This is a genomic window from Mesorhizobium sp. M0590, assembly GCF_040320905.1.
In the GTDB taxonomy this organism is placed as follows: Bacteria; Pseudomonadota; Alphaproteobacteria; order Rhizobiales; family Rhizobiaceae; genus Mesorhizobium.
The window spans coordinates 193,925-214,675 of record NZ_JAMYQN010000011.1 but is presented as its reverse complement, the minus strand read 5'-3'; the positions used below and the strand labels follow the sequence as shown (position 1 = coordinate 214,675).

Annotated in this window: 27 protein-coding genes; 17 read left to right on the top strand and 10 right to left on the bottom strand. The window is 62.9% G+C overall.

The annotated features are described in order from the left end of the window. Positions 1–446: phosphotransferase (locus NKI52_RS19985; protein WP_352699203.1), on the top strand; the 446-nt coding region annotated here is incomplete at its 5' end. Positions 447–473: 27 nt separating this feature from the next. Here NKI52_RS19985 and NKI52_RS19980 read toward each other — a convergent pair. Next, complete coding sequence (locus NKI52_RS19980; RefSeq protein ID WP_352454415.1) at positions 474–941, bottom strand: carboxymuconolactone decarboxylase family protein; 468 nt, start codon at positions 939–941, stop codon at positions 474–476. A gap of 84 nt (positions 942–1,025) precedes the next feature. On the opposite strand from NKI52_RS19980, the gene NKI52_RS19975 reads away from it, so the two are divergent. From NKI52_RS19975 to NKI52_RS19955, 5 genes are all read left to right on the top strand, one after another. Continuing rightward, entirely contained in the window at positions 1,026–1,697 is a 672-nt protein-coding gene (locus tag NKI52_RS19975) for a TetR/AcrR family transcriptional regulator (RefSeq protein ID WP_352699201.1), read from the top strand. Between the two features lie 4 nt (positions 1,698–1,701). Then, positions 1,702–2,313 carry a hypothetical protein gene (locus NKI52_RS19970; RefSeq protein ID WP_352699199.1) on the top strand — a complete coding sequence of 204 codons (612 nt, stop codon included), beginning with the start codon at positions 1,702–1,704 and terminating at the stop codon, positions 2,311–2,313. Beyond that, positions 2,310–3,158 (top strand): 23S rRNA (adenine(2030)-N(6))-methyltransferase RlmJ, encoded by an 849-nt coding sequence (locus NKI52_RS19965; RefSeq protein ID WP_352699197.1) that lies wholly within the window; start codon positions 2,310–2,312, stop codon positions 3,156–3,158. Before NKI52_RS19970 ends, NKI52_RS19965 begins: the two co-directional genes overlap by 4 nt. A gap of 124 nt (positions 3,159–3,282) precedes the next feature. Then, positions 3,283–3,735 carry a hypothetical protein gene (locus NKI52_RS19960; protein WP_023677684.1) on the top strand — a complete coding sequence of 151 codons (453 nt, stop codon included), beginning with the start codon at positions 3,283–3,285 and terminating at the stop codon, positions 3,733–3,735. 123 nt (positions 3,736–3,858) lie between these two features. Beyond that, the gene (locus NKI52_RS19955) at positions 3,859–4,611 is read left to right on the top strand and encodes a sulfite exporter TauE/SafE family protein (RefSeq protein WP_352622388.1); all 753 of its coding nucleotides are present in this window, start codon (positions 3,859–3,861) and stop codon (positions 4,609–4,611) included. Positions 4,612–4,649: 38 nt separating this feature from the next. Here NKI52_RS19955 and NKI52_RS19950 read toward each other — a convergent pair whose 3' ends face one another. After that, positions 4,650–5,285 (bottom strand): TetR/AcrR family transcriptional regulator, encoded by a 636-nt coding sequence (locus NKI52_RS19950; protein WP_502897773.1) that lies wholly within the window; start codon positions 5,283–5,285, stop codon positions 4,650–4,652. Between the two features lie 62 nt (positions 5,286–5,347). On the opposite strand from NKI52_RS19950, the gene NKI52_RS19945 reads away from it, so the two are divergent. The 3 genes from NKI52_RS19945 to NKI52_RS19935 all read left to right on the top strand — a co-directional run bounded on the left by NKI52_RS19945 (position 5,348) and on the right by NKI52_RS19935 (position 7,890). Next, complete coding sequence (locus NKI52_RS19945) at positions 5,348–5,878, top strand: DinB family protein (RefSeq protein ID WP_352569694.1); 531 nt, start codon at positions 5,348–5,350, stop codon at positions 5,876–5,878. A gap of 492 nt (positions 5,879–6,370) precedes the next feature. Beyond that, entirely contained in the window at positions 6,371–6,808 is a 438-nt protein-coding gene (locus NKI52_RS19940; RefSeq protein WP_084641221.1) for a hypothetical protein, read from the top strand. Between the two features lie 485 nt (positions 6,809–7,293). Then, positions 7,294–7,890, top strand: coding sequence for a glutathione S-transferase family protein (locus tag NKI52_RS19935; RefSeq protein ID WP_352569696.1), 597 nt, complete (start codon positions 7,294–7,296; stop codon positions 7,888–7,890). A gap of 78 nt (positions 7,891–7,968) precedes the next feature. Here NKI52_RS19935 and NKI52_RS19930 read toward each other — a convergent pair whose 3' ends face one another. Then, entirely contained in the window at positions 7,969–8,619 is a 651-nt protein-coding gene (locus NKI52_RS19930) for an outer membrane protein (RefSeq protein ID WP_292662341.1), read from the bottom strand. Between the two features lie 419 nt (positions 8,620–9,038). Here NKI52_RS19930 and NKI52_RS19925 point away from each other — a divergent pair, with 419 nt between their 5' ends. The 5 genes from NKI52_RS19925 to NKI52_RS19905 all read left to right on the top strand — a co-directional run bounded on the left by NKI52_RS19925 (position 9,039) and on the right by NKI52_RS19905 (position 13,320). Next, the gene (locus NKI52_RS19925) at positions 9,039–9,815 is read left to right on the top strand and encodes an SDR family oxidoreductase (protein ID WP_023677677.1); all 777 of its coding nucleotides are present in this window, start codon (positions 9,039–9,041) and stop codon (positions 9,813–9,815) included. Continuing rightward, entirely contained in the window at positions 9,812–11,890 is a 2,079-nt protein-coding gene (gene uvrC, locus NKI52_RS19920; RefSeq protein ID WP_352699195.1) for an excinuclease ABC subunit UvrC, read from the top strand. Before NKI52_RS19925 ends, uvrC begins: the two co-directional genes overlap by 4 nt. Positions 11,891–11,990: 100 nt before the next feature. Then, entirely contained in the window at positions 11,991–12,587 is a 597-nt protein-coding gene (gene pgsA / locus NKI52_RS19915) for a CDP-diacylglycerol--glycerol-3-phosphate 3-phosphatidyltransferase (protein WP_352481786.1), read from the top strand. A gap of 1 nt (position 12,588) precedes the next feature. After that, the gene (gene moaD / locus NKI52_RS19910; RefSeq protein WP_023677674.1) at positions 12,589–12,846 is read left to right on the top strand and encodes a molybdopterin converting factor subunit 1; all 258 of its coding nucleotides are present in this window, start codon (positions 12,589–12,591) and stop codon (positions 12,844–12,846) included. A gap of 3 nt (positions 12,847–12,849) precedes the next feature. After that, entirely contained in the window at positions 12,850–13,320 is a 471-nt protein-coding gene (locus NKI52_RS19905; RefSeq protein WP_352699193.1) for a molybdenum cofactor biosynthesis protein MoaE, read from the top strand. 19 nt (positions 13,321–13,339) lie between these two features. On the opposite strand, the gene NKI52_RS19900 is transcribed toward NKI52_RS19905, so the two are convergent. From NKI52_RS19900 to NKI52_RS19885, 4 genes are read right to left on the bottom strand one after another with little or no spacing between them, the layout of a single operon-like run. Then, positions 13,340–13,834, bottom strand: a complete 495-nt coding sequence (locus NKI52_RS19900; RefSeq protein ID WP_352699191.1) for a DoxX family protein — start codon at positions 13,832–13,834, stop codon at positions 13,340–13,342. 5 nt (positions 13,835–13,839) lie between these two features. After that, entirely contained in the window at positions 13,840–14,640 is an 801-nt protein-coding gene (locus tag NKI52_RS19895) for an HvfC/BufC family peptide modification chaperone (protein WP_352699189.1), read from the bottom strand. After that, positions 14,627–15,550 carry an MNIO family bufferin maturase gene (gene bufB, locus NKI52_RS19890; RefSeq protein ID WP_502897772.1) on the bottom strand — a complete coding sequence of 308 codons (924 nt, stop codon included), beginning with the start codon at positions 15,548–15,550 and terminating at the stop codon, positions 14,627–14,629. The genes NKI52_RS19895 and bufB overlap by 14 nt, the downstream gene beginning before the upstream one ends. 27 nt (positions 15,551–15,577) lie before the next feature. Then, entirely contained in the window at positions 15,578–15,901 is a 324-nt protein-coding gene (locus tag NKI52_RS19885) for a BufA1 family periplasmic bufferin-type metallophore (RefSeq protein ID WP_352479258.1), read from the bottom strand. Between the two features lie 294 nt (positions 15,902–16,195). Here NKI52_RS19885 and NKI52_RS19880 point away from each other — a divergent pair, with 294 nt between their 5' ends. Continuing rightward, positions 16,196–16,963, top strand: coding sequence for a YbaY family lipoprotein (locus NKI52_RS19880; RefSeq protein WP_352699187.1), 768 nt, complete (start codon positions 16,196–16,198; stop codon positions 16,961–16,963). Here the strand turns inward: NKI52_RS19880 and NKI52_RS19875 are convergent. Beyond that, positions 16,960–17,850: a LysR family transcriptional regulator gene (locus tag NKI52_RS19875; protein ID WP_352699185.1), complete on the bottom strand. Its 891-nt coding sequence runs from the start codon at positions 17,848–17,850 to the stop codon at positions 16,960–16,962. The two genes, NKI52_RS19880 and NKI52_RS19875, sit on opposite strands and share 4 nt — an antisense overlap. 158 nt (positions 17,851–18,008) lie before the next feature. On the opposite strand from NKI52_RS19875, the gene NKI52_RS19870 reads away from it, so the two are divergent. Together NKI52_RS19870 and NKI52_RS19865 are read left to right on the top strand one after the other, a co-directional pair. Further along, entirely contained in the window at positions 18,009–18,776 is a 768-nt protein-coding gene (locus tag NKI52_RS19870; RefSeq protein WP_352699183.1) for an SDR family NAD(P)-dependent oxidoreductase, read from the top strand. Between the two features lie 164 nt (positions 18,777–18,940). Next, the gene (locus NKI52_RS19865; protein WP_254820285.1) at positions 18,941–19,210 is read left to right on the top strand and encodes a hypothetical protein; all 270 of its coding nucleotides are present in this window, start codon (positions 18,941–18,943) and stop codon (positions 19,208–19,210) included. Between the two features lie 76 nt (positions 19,211–19,286). On the opposite strand, the gene NKI52_RS19860 is transcribed toward NKI52_RS19865, so the two are convergent. Together NKI52_RS19860 and ndk are read right to left on the bottom strand one after the other, a co-directional pair. Further along, entirely contained in the window at positions 19,287–19,895 is a 609-nt protein-coding gene (locus NKI52_RS19860; RefSeq protein ID WP_352699181.1) for a class I SAM-dependent methyltransferase, read from the bottom strand. A 269-nt stretch (positions 19,896–20,164) separates the two neighbouring features. Then, positions 20,165–20,587 carry a nucleoside-diphosphate kinase gene (gene ndk / locus NKI52_RS19855; RefSeq protein WP_023677669.1) on the bottom strand — a complete coding sequence of 141 codons (423 nt, stop codon included), beginning with the start codon at positions 20,585–20,587 and terminating at the stop codon, positions 20,165–20,167. Positions 20,588–20,751: the final 164 nt, after the last annotated feature.

Below are 20,751 nucleotides of genomic sequence, written 5' to 3'. Positions count from 1 at the left end.
CCGTCCCCGCGGCCGCGCTTGGGGGGGGGTGCGCCGTAGCCTCCACGCGCCCGGCGGGGGCGTTGGGGGCCGGGGGCTGTGCGCGTCTTTGGATCGGGCCGCCGGTCTGGGTCCATGGCGACGTCGCCTCGGGCAATCTGCTCGTCGAAGATGGCAAGCTCTACGCGGTCGTCGATTTCGGTAGTTCGGCTATCGGCGATCCTGCCTGTGATCTGGTGATCGCGTGGACGGAATTTTACGGCGAGAGCCGTCAGGCGTTCCGCGACGCCATTGCCCTTGACGAGCACAGCTGGGCGCGCGCACGGGGCTGGGCGTTGTGGAAGGCGCTGATCGTCGCTTCGGGACATGACGGCAACCAGCGCGAGGCGGAAAAATCGTGGCGGGTCATCAATGAGGTGCTGGCGGATCACACAAACAGTCGGAGCGGGAAGGCTAATTCAGTCTGAACGCGTCCCGCTCTAATAACGAAAGCATTACTGCCCGCCCATCTCCTTCCTGAACGTATCGAAATCGACCTGCATGCCGTTGAAGATGGTGCTCCAATGGCGGGTCAGCGCTGAAACGGCGACCGCCTCCTGGATCTCCTCGTCGGTGGCGCCGGCGCGCTTGGCGTCCTGCGTGTCCGACCAGATACAGTAGTTGCACGGGATTTGCGCCGCCACCGCCAGCGAGATCAGCGACTTGACCTTCGGCGGCAGCGCCGTCTTGTCGCTGAGCTGGATGGCCTTGACCTCGGCCCATGCACCGGGCAGACCGGCTTTCGGGAACTGCTTTACGAAACCGGGCACCCCGCCCATGGTCGACTGGATGTCCTTGACGGTCGCGTCATACTCATCGGCATAAGAAGGAGCTGCAGCCAGGGTCAGCACACAGGTGGCGGCGAGCAGGCAGGCGCGGCGGATGGAAGAATGCGTTGATGAAAGAGTACGATAGGCAGACATGACATTCTCCTCTGGCGTTTGTTTGCCTTACGGTGTAAGGTAATGTCAAAATGAACCTTACAGCGTAAGTTGTCAAGCGGCACCATGGACACATCGATCAAAAAAAAGCGACTGCGCGGCCGGCTGTCTTGCGAGATGATCGAGGATGCGGCTTTGAAGGTTATCGAGAGCGAGGGCCTCGCCGGGTTTTCGATGCGCAAGCTGGCGGCAGAACTCGGCTGCGAGGCGATGAGCATCTATCACCACTTTCCTTCGGTGGCGCATCTCTTCGAAGCCTTGGTGGATCGGCTGATCGGCTCCCTCGAAATGCCCGACGCGGACCTCCCTTGGCGACAAAGGTTACGCATTGCCGTGCAGGATTTCCGCCGCGTCGCGCGTGAGCACCCGGCCTTTGCCACGTTCCTTGTAACCTACCGGATGAATTCGCCGACCTGTCTCACTTGGCTGAACGGCATCCTTGGCGTGTTCGAGGCCGGCGGCTTCGGACCGGAACTGGGCGCGCGGCTGTTCCGCACCACCGGCTATTATCTGATGGGTGCCATCCTCGACGAGACTGCCGGCTATGCAAAGGGGCCTTCGGCCGCGACCATCGTCAGCGACGAGCAACTGGCGCAGGATTTTCCAAAAATAGCTGCGGCCGGGCGTTATTTCGGCACCGCCGAATTCGACCGGACGTTTGATCTCGGCCTTGACATGCTCCTGGACGAAATGGAGAACGCCCGCGACTGCGCCAGCGCGCCGAACACCGGGTCTTGACGTTATGTGCTCCCTGTTCGCCCTGATACTGCTCATCGGTACCGGCATCGGCGTCGTCTATCCCTGGGCGATGACCAATTTCTCCGGCCGTGAGATCGGCACCTGGCGGGTTTACGACCAGGGCCGGTTCAAGCCGGTGACCGTGCCCCTGAGCGCACGCGACGGGCCGCTACGCGTGCTGGTCGACCTTACGGCGAGAGCCGAGCGCATCGTCTCGCAGCAGCGCACTGTGTTGACCCTCACTGCCGCCACCGGCGGCAGGACGGTGCTCGCCTCGACGCTGCAGTTCAATCACTCCGACAATCCGCGCCAGGTCAGCCCGCAACTGCCGGACAGGATCTTTCGCGACGAGGCCGGCCTGATCCCGACCGTTACCCCTGGTTCCTACATCTTCACCGTCGGTCCGGGCGACGCCGAAGGCATTCCGATGCGGGCCGTCGATCTCGTCCTGCGCTCGGGTGCCGGCGAGGTCGACCGCCGGGCGCGCCCGGTCGGTTTTTCCCTGATGGCGGCCGGCCTGGTCGGGCTGGTGCTGGCATTCCGTTTCGGCGGCCGCCGGCCGGAAAATCCAAACTCGCAGCCGCCACCGCCGCGCTGGGGCAGGGGCTCCAATTGAACTATCGCCACGCCTACCATGCCGGGAACTTCGCCGATGTCGTCAAGCATGTCGTGCTCAGTCGGCTGATCGAATATCTGAAGCAGAAGGACAAGGCGTTTCGGGTCATCGACACCCATGCCGGGATCGGCCGCTACGATCTGTCCTCGACCGAAGCGCAAAAGACCGGCGAATGGCAAGGCGGCATCGGCCGGCTCGTCGATGCGGCCCTCGATGCGCCGGCGGCGGCACTGCTGTCACCGTATCTTGAAGCCGTAAATTCGCTCAATCCGGATGGCGGCGTGAAAAAATACCCGGGTTCGCCGCTGATCGCCCGGCACCTGATGCGCAAGCAGGACCGGCTGTCGGCAGTCGAACTGCACCCTAAGGATGTCGTCAGGCTGAAGGCGCTGTTCGACGGTGACTTCCAGACCCGGGTGATCGAGCTCGACGGCTGGCTGGCGCTCGGCGCGCATCTGCCGCCAATGGAAAAGCGCGGCCTCGTGCTCATCGATCCGCCTTTCGAGGAAGAGGGCGAGTTCGGTCGCTTGGTCGACGGGCTGCAAAGAGCCCATCGGCGCTGGCCAGGAGGGATTTACGCGCTGTGGTATCCGCTCAAGGACCGCAGGGCGGTCGCCGCCTTCCGCAAGGCGCTGAAGCAGACGGGCATTTCGAAGCTGCTCGACATCGGTTTTGAGATCAGGCCGGACGCCGTCGAGCCGAGCCTCGACGGCTGCGGCATGGTGGTGGTCAATCCGCCCTTCACGCTGGAAGGCGAGTTACGGACGCTGCTGCCGGCGCTGCACCGGCTGCTTGCACTTGAGCAGCCGTCGCATTGGACGCTGGACTGGCTGGCGGGAGAGTAGTTTGAGGCGCGGCCCTGCCGTTCCGTCAGCGCAACCATCGTCACCACAACCACGGTCGCTACAACCGCTTGACCGCGCGTCAGCGAATCCGCACAGTGCACGCAGTCGACCTTGAGAGGCTGCCATGACTCGCTTCGCCCAATCCGCCCTTGCCGCACTGCTCGCCTTTTGCACGCCGCTGGCCGCGCCTCTTGGCGTCACCCAGGCAGTCCAGGCGGCCGACCTTGCAATCTATACCGACGAGGATAGCGGCGTCTGCGGCGAGGCCTGGGTGCTGAACAAGATCACCGACCGCTTCTCCTATCAGGTGCATCACGTGCCGCATCTGCCCGATGTGCAGATCGTCGACTTCCAGCGCATCCACCAGCATCGCTATCTGCCGGCCGACGACACCTGGCCGATCGGCCGCCGTTATTGCGGCGCCACCGTCAGCCTCTCCGACGGCGGCGCCCGCACCATCTGGTACCTGATCGAGGAAGGCCAGGGTTTTGCCTCGATCGGCGACAATGTCGAATTCTGCGTCTCGGGCTTCGACCGCTGGATGGTCTACAACGGCCGCTGCCGCGTCCTGCGCTGATCGCACTCGCTGATTCCGACTTTTTAGCACCGGCCACCTGATCGACCGTCACCGTTTCCATGCGGCGCAGCATTCGCGGGAAGCGCGATCTGCTGTCACGAGTTTGCGGGGAAACAGCACCACATGGATTCGCTTGTTTATACTGTTGCTCTCGGCGCGGTCGTTGCAGGCTTCGTCCAGGGGCTTTCCGGGTTCGCTTTCAGCCTGGTTGCCATGTCGATTTGGGTTTGGACCGTGGAGCCCCAGCTTGCTGCTGCCATGGCGGTCTTTGGGGCGCTCACCGGTCAGATCATCGCTGCCGTCACCGTCCGCCGGGGTTTCGATCTCAGGCTTCTGCTGCCCTTCCTGATCGGCGGGACCATAGGGATTCCGGTCGGTGTCGCCATCCTGCCCTTGCTGGATGTGCAGTTGTTCAAGCTGGTCTTCGGCGCGCTGCTGGTCGTTTGGTGTCCCTTGATGCTCTTTGCGCGTCGCCTCCCTCCCATCACGGTCGGGGGTCCTGTTGCAGACGGTGCAATAGGTCTGGTCGGCGGCATCATGGGTGGACTTGGCGGCTTCACCGGCCCGGTTCCAACGCTGTGGTGCGTGCTGCGCCAATGGGAAAAGGACAGGCAGCGTATTGTCATCCAGAATTTCAACCTTGTGACCCTCTCCATGACGATGGCCGCCTATCTTGCGGCCGGAAAGATCAAGCTCGAAATGCTGCCGATGTTTGCCGTCGTCGCGCCGGCGATGTTGATACCGACACTCCTTGGCGCGAGACTCTACATCGGCGTTAGCGAGGCGACTTTTCGAAAGATCGTCCTCACACTCTTGGCCGCATCAGGTGCGGCATTGTTGGCATCGTCCTTGCCGCACCTCATAAGCCGGGTTTGAACGACACACAGAAATCCCGACTTCCGCCGTGCCATGCGCTATCGACCGATGCGGCCTGCTCCCGATAGGTAGGCGCAGATCAGGTCGACGAGTTGCTTTTGCAGCTCCGGCGCGGCGAGCATGTTCCGGCGTGCCGCATTGTGGATCACACCTTCGATCGCTGACGACAGCACGCGCGCCACGGTCTGCATGTCGGCGCCTTTCCTTGGCTTGCGATAAGTGGCGACAGCAGTCGCATAGTGATTGAGGTATTGCGCCTGGAACGAAGCATGGGCGGCCCTGGAGCCGCGATCGCCCGGCGTCTCGTCGAGCAGCACCTGGTGTAGTGTCGGGTGAATGCTGTGCGCCGCGATCATGCCGCGCACCAGCTCCTGCGCGAATTTCCTGAGCGGCTTTTGGTCTTCCGCCGAATCGCGAATGACCGACAGCACATGATCGAAGTGACGGCGCCGGACGGCAGCGAGCAGGGAAAGCTTGTCGGGAAAATACTGGTAGAGCGTGCCGATGCTTACACCTGCTGTCTCGGCAACCTTGTTGGTGGTGAAGCCGGCCCACCCCAGCCCGCTCAGAACATGAGCCGCCGCCTCGATGATCGCCTCGACGGTTGCTCTGGAACGCGCCTGGCGCGGCTGTTTGCGCATGCGCGGATGCGGTTTTGCAATGCGAGTAGACACGTTCGCCCATTCTCCTGAAAATATAAACAACATACTCGCATTTCCGGAAAAGGACACCGACCATGAATGCGCTCGCTCTGCTTCGCAGCCTGTTTGCCTATCAGGCCTGGGCCAATGACGAACTGCTGGAAAAGCTCGCGAGTCTCGACCCGCATGTTCACGGCAAGGAACGGCAGGCCGTGATACGGCTCGTCGATCACAGCCATGTGGTGTCGCGGATATTCTCGGCGCACCTGGTTGACGCAAGCCATGGCTACTCCGCCGACACCACCGAGGACACGCCGGCGTTCGACGAACTTCGCGCCGCGGTCGCAGCGACCGATCGCTGGTATCTCGATTATCTCGAAACCGTTTCGTCGCGGCAGCTGTCCGAGCCCGTCGCATTCGTGTTCACCGACGGGGATAAGGCATTGATGTCGCGACAGGAAATGCTGACCCACGTCGTACTGCACGGCGGCTATCATCGCGGTGAAGCGGGGCGCATCCTGGCGCAGATTTCGGTCATGCCGCCATGGGATACCTTCGCCGTCCATCTCCACAGGGCCGAGCCTTCGCGCCGGCTGCAGATAGGCCGTGAGCCGCTCGGCGCCTGAACGGCCAAGCGCTTTCGATCACGGTCGGCTCGACCGGATCTATCGACGGATATCCTGTCCTTCAGAAATGCGAGCTGTCTGCTTACTTTCATCGCGTCGTGCAAGATAGTGCAGCGGCGTGCTCGTCGCGTTGCTTCCTACTTACCTGTAGTTTATCGTTTCGGACAAGACGAGGCGGGCGACCGCCTTCGCTCTTGACAATGTTCGCGCCGAGCGTCGGACGTTGAAGCGCAAAGCTGGTCGAACAGGTCATGAGCTTGACGAGAAGACCGGTCGAGATAGAGCGACCAGAATTTCTGTCGCAGAACTTCGCTGCGGGACACAAAGATTCGCAGCCGATTTTTGCGCGGGTAAAATGGTCGCGCGCTCGCCGTAACCGAAACTTAAGCTACAAAAATCATTCTAATGCTTCGCTGGCTAGCAAGCCGCGAGTCAGATATGCAATGCGCGCCGGGTCAATAACGGCCGTCGGCACAACGGAAGGGGCATGATATGGCTAAGCAGTCATCCAAAGCGCCGGCATCCAAGGCACCGGCAAAGTCACCGGCAAAGAAAGCACCGGCAAAAGCAGCCGCGGCAAAGGCCGCAACTGCTGTGAAGAAAGCAGCACCCGCGGCCAAAGCGAAGGCCGCTGCGCCTAAGGCAAAAGCAGCGCCGGCCAAAAAGCCGGCCGCCAAGGCCGCGGCAAAACCAGCCGTGAAGAAAGCAGCACCGGCCAAGGCAAAAGCAGCACCGGCCAAGGCCAAGGCTGCACCGGCAAAGAAGGCGGCACCGGCCAAGAAGCCGGCTGCAAAGGCCGCGGCGAAGCCCGCTGCGAAGAAGGCAGCACCGGCAAAGGCCGCCGCTGCGAAATCTTCTGCAGCAGTGAAGAAAGCAGCGCCCGCGGCCAAGCCGAAGGCAGCGCCCGCAAAGGCGAAGGCCAAGAAGTAGTCGCGGTCCTGCTGTCGCAGGGGACAGTACTCAAGACAGCCAGGGCGGGATGCCGGACAGGCGCCTCGCTTCTTGGTTGACAGTCGGGCAGGACCAGAAAGAGGCGGGAGGAAGACGTCTTTTCGCAGCTCCCAGGACTTCGCCATGCGGCGAAGTCCGGTGGGATATTCGTGGCTGCCAAAACCAACCTTCGGTGCAAGGCCGAGTTGGTAGTTGCTCGGATCTGGATTGTCCGACCTGCTCGCGTCTGCCGCCGCACCTCCGGCTCATCGCATCCGAACGCGAGACTATGGCTGCACGCTGGCGGCGCGGTTTTCCGCCTCTGGCCGTTGATGAACCCTGCATGATCGGTCAACAGTGCCACGCACGAGCCCCTGTCGGAATCGATTTTCGGTAAGGGTCATGCGCGAAGTCACAATGCTACCGCGTCCTTTTGCGCGTCCAACAGGACGTATGGAGCTGTAGCCGACAAACAGGAATCGACAATGCCCAGACTGCTCTACGCGTCTACTTCTCCCTATAGTTCCAAGGTGCGCATGGCAGCACTTCATGCCCGCATTGCGGTCGATCTCGTGCCGATAAAGACCGAGGAAAGGCCGGCCGAACTGATCGGCGCCAATCCGCTCGGCAAGATCCCGGTGCTGGTGCTCGATGACGGCCGCTCGGTCCACGACAGCCGCGCCATCACCCAGCATCTCAACCGGATGTCGAAGAACGCATTGTTTCCGCGCAATCCCGACAAGCGCCTTGAGGCGGAGGTGCTGGAGGCATTGGCCGACGGCATCTGCGACTGCGCGCTGTCGATGGTCTATGAGCGGCGCACACGGCCGGAAGAGATGGTCTACCAGCCTTGGCTCGAGCGCCAGTGGACGAAGATTTCGGCCGCGCTCGATCTGCTCAACGCGAACCCGCCGAAGCTGCCGAAGAAAATCACCCTCGGCCAGATCGCACTGCGCGCCTGCCTCGGCTATCTCTCGCTGCGCTTCGCTGGAAAATGGGAAAAGGGCCGCGGCCGGCTGACGCGCTGGGCGGCACGCTTCGACGAGAAATTCCCGGAGCTGAAGCCCGCCATCCCGGCTTGAGGACAAGCGGTCTCAACCGATGCCAACAAAAAAAGCCGGGCGCGAGGCCCGGCTTTTTCGTGTCGTGGCTTGGACGACTTAGAACTTCATACCGACGCCGAAGGTGACGCGATTGTCGGTCGACTTGACCTTGCCGATACCGTCGAAGTCCTTCCTGCCGAAGTCCGTGTAACGATACTCGACACGGCCGAACACATTGTCGGTGATCTTGATGTCGGTACCCACGCCGGCTGTCCAGCCAAACTGCGTGTTGGTGTCGCTTACGCCGGCAGCTTCAATCTTCTGGTTCTTCAGCGCGCCACCGGCGGTGCCGTAGAGCAGGATATCCGGGGTGACGGCGTAGCCGAGGCGGGCACGCAGCGAGCCTTCGAAGCCACCCTTGGCCTCGATGCCGGCATCGTCGCCCTTGACGCCGTTGTAGCCGATATCGGCTTCGGCACCGTAGACGAAGTTCTCCTGCTGCCAGTTATAGCCGCCGAAGACGCCGCCGACAAAACCCTTGGTGTCGACGTCGACGCCAATGTCTTTGGCTTTGGCATGGCCAGCGAAGCCGTAGCCGACGCTCACACCGGCATAGGGACCGGCCCAGGATGCGACCGGAAGTTCTGCGATCGGGGCAGGTGCCGGCGGCTCTTCCTGAACCACGTCCGCGGCATAGGCGGTTCCGCCGAGGGCGAACAGCCCAAACGCCACCGCGAGCGGTCGCGCAAATTTAAGATTGGCTTGCATTGTTCTTTACTCCTTAAGCCACAGGACACAGGCTTGTTTTTCATGAGCGCCCTCAACCCGTCCGGGGGGTGAAACGGATCCGGCGTTCAACGGTTCCAAATGTCGTGTCGAAATGCGGCTGAAGCGAACCTGAACTTGGGTCATTACCTGGCACGAATGAGGCAGAACCTTGACGTTGCATCTTCGCAACAGCGAATGTCAGCAGGTTCGCCGTGCTGCACTGCACACGGCTTGGTGTAAGGGCTCCAGCGCCCTATATTGCGGGCGGGCTGGCCCGAATTCCGGTCGAGCCAAAACGCCCACCGGCCACTTTGCCACAATCCTGCCCCAGGTGGAAATGGGATTTAACGCTTGGCGGGCCATAATTTGCCGGCGCGATCCCGGCAGGTCGGAATCGGCATCGGATTAAGGATTGACAGATGAGCAAGGTCGCCGCGACGGCACTGGTGACGGGCGGGGCGAAGCGGATCGGCAGGGCGATCGTCGAAGATCTTGCCGCGCATGGTTTTGCCGTAGCCATTCATTGCAATCGCTCGCTGGCCGAGGCGGAGGAACTGGCGGCCCAGATCACCAGTGGTCATTTTGGTCGACATGGCCGGGCCGCAGTGGTTGCTGCCGACCTGACCGACATGGGCGCGGTCAGCAACCTTGTCGGCCGCGCTGCGGCGGCACTCGGGCCGGTGTCGCTGCTGGTCAACAACGCCTCGCTGTTCGAGCACGACAGCGTTGAGGATTTCGACTGGCCGGCCTGGGATCGCCATTTCGCCATGCATGTCAAGGCGCCGGCGCTGTTGGCACAGACTTTCGCCCGGGCCTTGCCGCAGAACAGTGAGGGGCTGATCGTCAACATGATCGATCAGCGCGTCTGGCGACCGACGCCGCGTTATTTCTCCTATGCGCTGTCGAAGTCGACCTTGTGGGCGGCGACCGAGATGATGGCGCAGGCGCTGGGTCCCCGCATCCGTGTCAACGCCATTGGTCCTGGCCCGACCTTGAAGAACACGCGCCAGCACGACAGCGATTTCGATGCCCAGATTGCCGGGCTGATCCTGAAACGCGGCCCGGAATTGCCGGAATTCGGTGCCACTATCCGTTATCTCTGGGCGGCACGCTCGGTCACCGGCCAGATGATCGCGCTTGACGGCGGCCAGCATCTTGCATGGCAGACGCCCGATGTGACAGGCATGACGGAATGAGCCCCATGGACCAGAAACAAAAAACGCGCGGTGGCGCCGACGACCTGCCGCCCGAAATCGACCTCGAGGACGAGGCGGCCGAGGAGGTCGTCGAGCCTGCAGCCAGCGGTCCGGACGTTACTTTCACCGCCATCGACTGGACCCCGCATGCCGGCGACGCCGACGGCATGGTCGGCGCCGAGGTGATCCAGACGCTGGTAAAGCGGCTGCCCAATGCGCCCGGCGTCTACCGCATGATGAATGCCGCCGGCGACGTGCTCTATGTCGGCAAGGCACGCAGCCTGAAGAAGCGGGTCACCAGCTACGCGCAAGGCCGGTTCCACACCAGCCGTATCGGCCGCATGGTGCGAGAGACATCGACCATGGAGTTCGTCGTCACCCGCACCGAGATCGAAGCGCTGCTGCTTGAAGCCAACCTCATCAAGCGCTTGCGGCCACGCTTCAACGTGCTGATGCGCGACGACAAGTCATTCCCCTATATCCTGTTGACCGGCGACCATGTCTCGCCCGGTATTTACAAGCACCGCGGCGCGCGCTCGCGCAAGGGCGACTATTTCGGCCCCTTCGCCTCGGCCGGCGCAGTTGGCCGTACCATCAACTCGCTGCAGCGCGCCTTCCTGCTCAGGAGCTGCACCGACTCCTTCTACGAGAACCGCACCCGGCCTTGCCTTTTGTTCCAGATCAAGCGCTGCGCCGGCCCGTGCACCGGCGAAATCTCGCACGGCGACTATGCAAGGCTTGTCGCCGAGGCGAAGGATTTTCTCTCCGGCCGCAGCCAGAAGGTGAAGACGGAGATCTCCGCCGCCATGCAGCAGGCTTCGGAGAACCTCGATTTCGAACGCGCCGCCATCTATCGCGATCGGCTGGCGGCGCTGTCGCATGTGCAGAGCCATCAAGGCATCAATCCGCAGACCGTCGACGAGGCCGATGTCTTCGCCATCCATCAGGAGGGCGGCCAGGTCTGCATCCAGGTGTTCTTCTTCCGCACCGGCCAGAACTGGGGCAACCGCGCCTATTTTCCCAAGGCCGATCCGGCGCTCGAAGCCGGCGAGGTGCTGGGATCGTTCCTGGCGCAGTTCTACGACGACAAGCCGACGCCGCGCACCATCCTGTTGTCGCATGGCGTCGAGGACCAGGAATTGCTGGCGGAGGCCCTCTCCACCCGCGCCGGCCGCAAGGTGTCGATCTCCGTGCCGCAGCGCGGCGAGAAGAAGGACCTGACCGACAACGCGCTGCAGAACGCGCGCGAGGCACTCGGCCGGCGGCTCGCCGAAACCTCGACCCAGGCGCGGCTGCTCACTGGCTTTGTCGAGACCTTCGGCCTGGAAAAACCGCCGGTGCGCATCGAGGTCTATGACAACTCGCACATCATGGGCACCAACGCCGTCGGCGCCATGGTCGTCGCCGGGCCGGAAGGTTTTGTGAAGAACCAGTATCGAAAGTTCAACATCCGCTCGACCGAGATCACGCCGGGCGACGATTTCGGCATGATGCGCGAGGTGATGCAGCGGCGCTTTTCGCGGCTGTTGAAGGAACATGGCGACGCCCCGCAAACCGAGAGCGCGGGCGAGGCGAGCCCTACCGAACCGGGCGACGATATCGAGGACGCGGGCGGCTTCCCCGCCTGGCCCGACGTCATCCTCATCGACGGCGGCCAGGGCCAGATGACGGCGGTGCGCAAGATCCTGGCCGACCTCGGCATCGAGGACCGGGTGGTGGCCATCGGCATCGCCAAGGGTCAGGACCGCGATGCCGGCCGCGAACGCTTCTTCGTCAAGGGCAGGGCCCCATTCTCGCTGCCCGTTCGCGATCCGGTGCTCTATTTCGTCCAGCGGCTGCGCGACGAGGTCCATCGCTTCGCCATCGGTTCGCACCGCGCCCGCCGCAAGAAGGAGATGGTCAAGAGCCCGCTCGACGAGATCAGCGGCGTCGGACCCGGCCGCAAGCGCGCGCTGCTGATGCATTTCGGCACGGCCAAGGCCGTCAGCCGTGCCGCCGTCGAGGACCTGGTCAAGGTCGACGGCATTTCCGAGCAGGTGGCGAAATTGGTCTACAATCATTTTCACGAGAGCTAAGACGTATTGCCGACATTTCGGCTGGCTAATCGATTCTGGCCTGTTGACCCCCCACATTCGCTTCTGATTTGACTAAGCAGGCAGAAAGAGTTCCCAAAACATGGCTCAGCGCGCATTCAACCTGCCCAACATGCTCACTTATGCCCGCATCCTGGCGGTGCCGCTGGTGGTGCTGTGCTTCTTCCTGGAAGGGCATCTGAAATCGAGCGACTTCGCGCGCTGGTCGGCGCTCATCATTTTCCTGCTCGCCTCGATCACCGATTACTTCGACGGCTATCTGGCGCGCGCCTGGCAGCAGACCTCCAACATCGGCAAGATGCTCGACCCGATCGCCGACAAGCTGCTGGTCGCCACTTGCCTGCTGCTGCTTGCCGCCGACACCGACCGCCATGCCGGCATCGCCGGCTGGTCGCTATGGGCGGCGATCATCATCCTGTGCCGCGAGATCCTGGTCTCGGGCCTGCGCGAATATCTGGCGGCCTTGAAGGTCTCTGTGCCGGTGACGCAGCTCGCCAAATGGAAGACCACCATCCAGATGATCGCCATCGCCTTCCTGCTTGCAGGCCCGGCCGGCGACAAGATCTTTCCACTGACCACCCAGACCGGGCTGGTGCTGCTGTGGATCGCGGCGCTGGTGACGCTCTACACCGGCTACGACTATTTCCGCGCCGGCCTCAAGCACATCATGGATGAATAAAATGTCGACGAAGCTCATCTATTTCGCCTGGGTGCGCGAGCGGATCGGCAGACCGGAGGAAGAGGTCGAACTGCCGGCCGGCATCGAAACGGTCGCCGACCTGTTGCGCTGGCTGAAATCGCGCGGCGAGGAGTACGAGAACGCGCTGCAATATCCTGACGTGATCCGCGTCGCCATCAACCAGGAACATGTCGAGCACCGCGAGAAGATTGCCGGCGCGCGCGAGATCGCGCTGTTCCCGCCGATGACCGGTGGCTGAACCATGTCCGCGGTGGTGCCGGTCGTGCGCATCCAGGCGGAGGATTTCGACGTCGCCGCCGAGATCGCCAGGCTGACCAGGGATCGCAACGATATCGGCGCTGTTGTGACCTTCTCCGGCCTTTGCCGCGACGAGCAAGGCAGGCTCTCCGCGCTCGAGCTCGAACATTATCCCGGCATGGCGGAAGCCGAGATATCCCGCATCGCCGGCGAGGCAATCGAGCGCTGGCCGCTGCAGGGGCTCACCGTCATCCATCGCCACGGCAAGATCGCGCCCGGCGAAAACATCGTGCTGGTGGTGGCCGCTTCCGCCCACCGGCAGGCGGCGTTCGAGGCCGCGAATTTCCTGATGGACTATTTGAAATCACGGGCGCCGTTCTGGAAAAAGGAACACCATAGCGACGGTTCCGAAGGCGGCTGGGTCGACGCCAAGGAGGCCGACGACAAGGCGGCGAGCCGCTGGAAGCGAGACTGACCAGGCTTTCCGCGAGACCTCAGCCTTTGTCGGTGCCGATCAGATGATCGAGCGAAATCCGGCCGGGTCCCCAGGCCATAATGCCAAGCGCCATCGCCGCCCAGGTAATGTGCAGCGGCCAGCCGTCCGGCACGGTGAGCTCGATGATCAGCGTCATCAGCAGCAGCCCGAATGCCGCCAGTCGCGTCGCCAGGCCGAAAACAAGGAGAACTGGCAACACGATCTCCGCTGATCCTGAGGCGAACGCCACCAGCCCAGGTGCCGGAAAATCGTAAGGGCCGCCCGGCAGATGCAATTTGAGTTCCGAGCTGAAAAGCAGCACGGCGACGTCGTTCAACTGTAGAAAACCGTCCCATTTGTTGACGCCGGACCGCCAGAACGGGACGGCGAGGGCGCAGCGCAGGACAAGCTGCGTCAGCGATGGCGTCGCGATCGTGCGCAGGGCGGTATTCAGCCTTTCGACGAGAGCGGCGACCCCTCGCGGTTCGGTGCTCGCGTTCTGCCCATCGCTCATCGTGCTCACCTTTCCTGATGTGCCGTCGTGAAGGCTCCCGCTTCCAGCACGCCGGCAATGTTGGCGGAAAGCTCGAATTCGGCACTCTCCGCAAACGCCGCCGCGGCCGCTGCGCCGAGCGCCTCGCCCGCGACCAGATGCGAGATAAACACTGCGCCGCCGGGTGGCAGGTGGCGGACGAAGACCTCGAGGCCGGGCCGCGTGACCAGCGCATCTTCAGCGCCCGTTGCCCGGATTGGCCCAACAGGAGCGTCGTTCCGGTTTGCCGCGAAGACCGTGACAGCCGGGAACCGGGAGCGCGCGACCCGCGTCGCCGGATGCGGCCGCAGCACGGTGTCGGCAAGCCTCTCGCGAGGGATCGACGCCAGTGCCTCAGCCGACAGCGCCTCCGCGTCGGCGGCATGATAGGCGTCGAGCCAGGCCCGCTCGATGCGCGCCACATCGGCCAGCCACGGCATCGACTGCGCGTATTCGTAGCGCTCGATGAAATCGGGAAAGTCGCGGCCATATTCGAATAGAAGCGGCGAGGTGGGTGGCGTTTCGCGGATGTGAAATCGCGCTATCGCGCGAAAGAAATCCGGACCGGTGATGCGCAGCGTCGCTGGAAAGCTGGCGGCCAGCGCATCGATCAGGCTGACCGTGACGTTGTTGCGGTAGACGGCATATCGCTTGACCGCAGCCTTCCCGTTCGGCCCCGAGACAGAGTCAGGCGGGGCACGGTCAGGATCGAGCAAACCGGCGGTGAATGCCGCGGCATAGTCAAACCGGCGGCTGAGATCGCCCGACTGGAGCTCATCCTGCGGCATGGGCTTTTCCGAAATAGCCGTCGGCATGACGGTCGAGGATGGCCTGGGCGGCGGCGGCTTCCGCCTTGAGCACCTGCCACTCGGGAATGTCGCTGTCCCATTCGATCAGCGTCGGCAGTGGCCCGCATCGGCCGATGACAGTATCGAAGAGCTTCCAGACCGCGTCGGCAACCGGGCCGTCATGGCTGTCGATGAGCAGCAGGTCGCCCTCGTCGTCCTCCTGCCTGGCGTGCCCGGCCAGATGGATTTCGCCGACATGTTCGAGCGGAAAGTCCGCGAGATAAGAACGTGCCGAATAGCCGTGATTGGTGGCCGAGACGAAGACGTTGTTGACGTCGAGCAGCAGGCCGCAGCCGCTACGCCGAACCAGCTCGCGGATGAAATCCGTCTCGCTCATCGTCGATTCCGGAAAAAGCACATAGGTCGAAGGATTCTCGAGCAGGATCGGGCGGCCGATCGTCTCCTGCACCTCGTCGATGTGATCAGCCACGCGCGAAACCGTTGCCGGCGTGTAGGGCAGGGGAAGCAGGTCGTTGTAATAGGTGGTGTCGTGGGTCGACCAGGCGAGATGCTCTGAAACGAGCGCCGGCTCGTAGCGATCGACCAGCGCCTTGAAACGACCGAGATGCGCCTTGTCGAGCGGATGCGGGCCGCCGATCGACATGCAGACGCCATGCAGCGAGACGGGATAATTGCGGCGGATGCGAGCGAGCGCGTCGTGCGGCGGGCCGCCGGCGCCCATGTAGTTTTCCGCATGAACCTCGAAGAAGCCGCTTTGGGGGCCGTCGCCGAGGATTGCGGATAGATGCTCATGCTTGAAACTGGTGCCGGCAAAGCCGGCGACCGGGTGCGCCGGAAAGCGCGTCTTGGACATGCGGGGTGCTGGACGAGTCGGTCCGTTCATCGTCATCGCCGCTTTCCGGGCAGGGTGCATCGCTTACGATGGGACGTCGCGGGTCAGCTCGGTGGGTGAGCCCTTGCGGCCGCCGGGTAGGTCCATCGTCGTGCAGGTGCCGCCGTCGACGAACTTCCAGGCGTTGCCTTGGTAGTCGACGGTCGAGGTGCCTTGGCAGGTGGTTCCCGGGCCTGCCTTGCAGTCATTCTGTCCCTTCAAGGCTACGCCAAAGCACTTCTCCTTGCCGGCATCCATCGCTGCCTTGACCTGTGCCTCGGTCAGCGGCGCGGCCGTCGCAAAAGAAGCAAGAGCCGTGGCAACGGCGCTGGCCAGTAAGGCCGCGCTCACGGTTGATCTCGTTGACATGATTTCACCTCCGGTTGGGTTTCAGGCGCACTCTCCTCAGCGCGCATTGGTCAGTTCGGTCCGGACGCCCGCCGTGTTACGTCTGTTTGGAACACGAATTCGTGATCGGCTGAGGCTTGGCCGAGGGTGGCCTGAACAGAGTTTGCGGAGCGGCCAAGGAAGCCGACGACAAGGCGGCGGGGCGTTGGAGGCAGCCGCCGTCGAAATAAATCCCTGCGACAGCCATCCCATACCCGGCCAGCCATTCATTGACCGCAATCCTGCGAGACCCTTCGCCGGAAGGGGAGCAGGATCATGCTGGACAGGATCGCCGAGTTCTTCATCTTCGGACTGGTGCCGCTGGCCGTCGGCATCCTGGCCGTCCCGGATCATTCCGCGGCTGCCGAAAAGACCCTCAAGGGCGAGGTGATGTATCGCGAGCGCATCGCGCTGCCGCCCAATGCCGTGCTTTCCGTGCAGCTTGCCGACGTGTCGCTGGCCGACGCGCCGGCCGCAATCATCGGTGAGCGCAAGGTGGTGCCGGCCGGCCAGGTGCCGATCAAGTTCGAGATCAGCTTCGATCCGCGGGTGATCCGGCCTGATATGACCTACGCGCTGCAGGCGCGCATCACTGTCGACGACCGGCTGCTGTTCGTCACAGATGCGCGCCACCAGGTCGACCCGCTCAGCGACGCGCCACAGACCATCATGCTGAAAATGGCGGCGCCAGGCGACGAGCCGGCGGCAGCCTCGGTGTTCGGCCAAAGCTGGCTGGTCGAATATATCGACGGCATCGGCGTGATTGCCGAGCCGCGGGCGACATTCCGGATCAGCGAAGCCGGCAAGGCCGGCGGCAGCGGCCCTTGCAACGTCTATTTCGCCACTGCCAAGGTAGACGGCTCGACGATCGCCATCAGCGACATCGGCTCGACCTTCAAGGCCTGCGCGTCCGAGACCATGGCCGAGGAAAAGGCGCTGTTCGAGGCACTGGCCAAGGCAGCGTCGTACCATATCGATGCCGGCAAACTTGTTATCGCCGACAAGGACGACCGCGTCATCCTGCGCTTCAACGCCGCGAGCTAGCTCTCAGCTTTGAGCATGTCGATCACCGCCCGAAGCCCGGCCGAGAGGTACCGTCGGCTTGCATAATAGAGGAACAGACCGTCATCGACGGCGCACCAGTCGTCCAGGCAACGGACAAGTGCGCCGCTGGCGAGATGCGCCGTAACGCGACTGTCCCAGACGTAGGCAAGGCCGCATCCTTGCAGCGCCGCTTCGACCATGAGTTCCTGATTGTCGAGCGAAATCGGACCATCGACCTCGACATCGACCGCCTCACCGCCGCGCTCGAACTGCCAGTTGTAGATCGCGCCGCTCGGATAGCGATAGCGGACGCACAGGTGCTCCCGCAGGTCGCCCGGCACCAGCGGCGTTCTGCGTCCCGTGAAATATTCGGGTGAGCCGACGACTGCGAAACGCAACCGTGGCTTGATGCGAACCGCGATCATGTCTTGTGTGAGGCGTTCGCCAAAGCGGACGCCGGCATCGAAGCCTTCCTCGACGATATCGACCAGCCTGTCGGTGGCAACGATATCGAGGCGAAGTCCTGGATTCCGTTTCAGCAATGGTCCCATCACGTCGTGCAGCAGAAAAGGTGCGATGGAACTGGGAACATTGATGCGCACCGTTCCGAACGGCGTGCCGCGGAAGGCGTTGAGGCTCTCCAGCGCCTTTTCGATTTGATCGAACGCAGGGTGCAGTTCCGTCAGGAACCGCTCGCCCGCCTCCGTCAGCGACACGCTGCGGGTCGTGCGATGGAACAGCCGCACGCCGACACGCGCCTCCAGGCTGCGGATCGTGTGGCTGATTGCCGAGGTAGCGACGCTGCGCTGGACGGCGGCCTGCTTGAAGCTCCTGTGACGCGCGACCGCGAGGAAGGTCGACAATTCGGCGAGTTCGGTTCCGTGCATTTGGCATACTGGATCAATTCATATGTTTTATTCACTACAATGAGAAGAATTATGCGTCTAATCATATCTTTCCGAGGCATCTAGATACAGCGCCACCGGAACAACAGCTCCATCGAATGGCGCTCTGCCCGGGCAGATTTCAACCGATGGAGAACCTCATGACAAAGATCCTGAAGACGCTCGACGGCAAGGTCGCTCTGGTGACCGGCGCCAGTTCGGGTATCGGCCGTGCAACCGCATTTGAACTCGCGCGTCGCGGCGCCAAGGTCATCGCCAGTGCTCGCCGCCGTTCCGAGATCGACACGCTGGTCGCCGAAATCAGGGAAGCAGGCTTGGAGGCAACAGCCGTCGTCGCCGACGTCAATGTCGAGCAGAGCGTGATCGACCTCGTGGCAAAAACGATCTCGGCCTACGGGCGGATCGACATCGCCTTCAACAATGCCGGTACCGAAGGCGGGTTCACCCCTTTCGTCGACCAGTCGAACGAGGTCTACGACACGATCTTCAATGCCAATGTCCGCGGCGTCTTCTGGTCGATGAAGCACGAGGCCAAGGCGATGTTGGCTCAGGGCGGCGGCACGATCATCAACAATGCTTCGATGGGCGGCGTCATCGGCTTCGGCAATGCCGGGCTCTATGTCGCGAGCAAGCACGCGGTGCTCGGCCTCACCAAGACCGCATCGATCGAACTGTTCAAGCAGGGGGTGCGCGTCAACTCGATCTGCCCCGGCATCATAGACACCCCGTTCCAGGACCGCATCTGGCCGAGCACCGAGGCAAAGCACGCCTTCGCGGCATCGACCGTTGCCGGCCGGGCTGGCTCGCCGGAAGAGATAGCGACGGTCGTGGCCTTCCTTGCGTCCGATGACGCCTCGTTCGTCTCCGGCAACGGCCTGCTCGCCGACGGCGGCTATTCGGTCGCCTGATCGGCTGCATGCCGATCACGTTGTGTTTCAGCGGGAATAGGCCGGGCAGAGGGCGCGTTAGTTCCACATAAGATGGCGGGTAAGGCAAAAGGGACGTTGTCCCTTCGTTGAAGCCGCCAGAATGGCTGCGGCTCGTTCTGGCCTTAACTCAAAGGAGTCCAGACATGAAAACGCACACGCTTATCCTTGCCGCCACCGGTGCATCGCTCCTTGCCTTTACCGGCCTTGCCAAGGCGGACGACCATCTCGTCAATGCTCTTGACCACGGTCTCAAAGCGGACAGCCAACCGTTCCAGACCAACAAGGCCGGCCATAGCGGCGATCTCGCACCGGGGCAGGGCAGCCCGTTTTCAGGTGAAGAGACCAAGACCCCGTCCACCGACACGGAAGCGGCGAACGAACATGCGAACGTGAAGGAACGCCAGGCGAAATAGACTGGCAGAACCCGCCGCTAGGGGGCGGCGGGCGACATGTATCGGGCGACGACGCCGCATCTCATGCGATATTTCGTCAATTCGTCGCGAGTTTGAATACCGCGCCATAGTGATAGGGCGGCACATCAACCAGCTCGGCGAGCTTGAACCCGCTCGCTTCCACCGACGCGGTGGTCTGTTCGGGTGACAGCCTCAGCTCGGTCTTTGGCCCGCGCGGCTCGCCCAGGACCGTGGTCTGCTCGCGCGGATACTGGTGCCAGTTGACGATGGCAAAACGACCGGCAGGGCCAAGCGTCGCACGCACGGCGCGGGCAAGCCGCGGCCGATCCGGAACGCCGTGGAAAGCGTTGGCGATAAAGACGAAGTCGACGGCTTGAGGCACCAGCCTGGCAAGTTCATAGGCGTCGCCCGCCAAAAACTCGCAATTGCCCGCGCCTCCTTCGGCCAGCCGCCGCCTGGCGACTTCGAGCAGATCGGCATCAATGTCGATGGCGATCACATGACGGGCGACCCTGGCGATTGGCAACGTGAACCAGCCGTCGCCGCAGCAGAGATCGACCACGTCCATGCCGGGCTTCATTCCCACCGCCGTCAACACCCCGGCAGGGTCGGGCCACAACGCTTCCCACCAGCCGCCGGTCGGCATTTCGGTGCCTTGGAAGAAACCGGGAATGGTGCTGGTCATGGCCTGGTCGGCTCCATTGTCGGGACCGCGTTTGATCCGCCCCTCCGAGCTTAACGCACCCGTAACCCGTCGAGGAGCCTGAAGCTGAAAATGTCCGCCACTGCATGTCGCGCAAAAGTGTGCAGCGGTTTTGCGATAACGATGCGATAACGACATGCATCAAGACAAGAAACCTAAAGCGCGTCGCAGGAGGCCGGTCGAACGCGACGCGCTTTAGCAAAAAAGGCCGGCGTTGCGCCGGCCTCTTTTATGGGGTTCGGGATGCCGGCTCAGCCGACGATCTCGGTGTCCGAGAACCAGTATTTGATCTCCTGCGCGGCGGTTTCCGGCGCATCGGAACCATGCACGGAATTCTCGCCGATCGACAGCGCGTGCAGCTTGCGGATGGTGCCTTCGGCTGCGCTTGCCGGATTGGTGGCGCCCATCACTTCGCGGTTCTTGGCAATGGCGTTCTCGCCTTCCAGCACCTGCACGACTGTCGGGCCCGACGACATGGACTCGACCAGCTCGCCGAAGAACGGACGCTCCTTGTGGACGGCATAGAAACCTTCCGCCTCGCGGCGGCTCATCCACACCCGGCGCGAAGCGACGACGCGCAGGCCGGCATCTTCCAGTATCTTGGTGATAGCGCCGGTGAGATTGCGACGGGTCGCGTCCGGCTTGATCATGGAAAAGGTGCGTTCGAGCGCCATGAGATCGTCCTTGTGATGGAGAGTGGAAATGAGGGTGGCGGGCTCTATACAAGCCGCCCGCCGCCTTGCCAAGGGGAGGCCGGCGCGATGGTTCCTCCTCCCCCGATAGCCCCGAACACGTTCGTGCACGCTGGTGGCGCGAGAACGTGGCGCATATGGGCCGG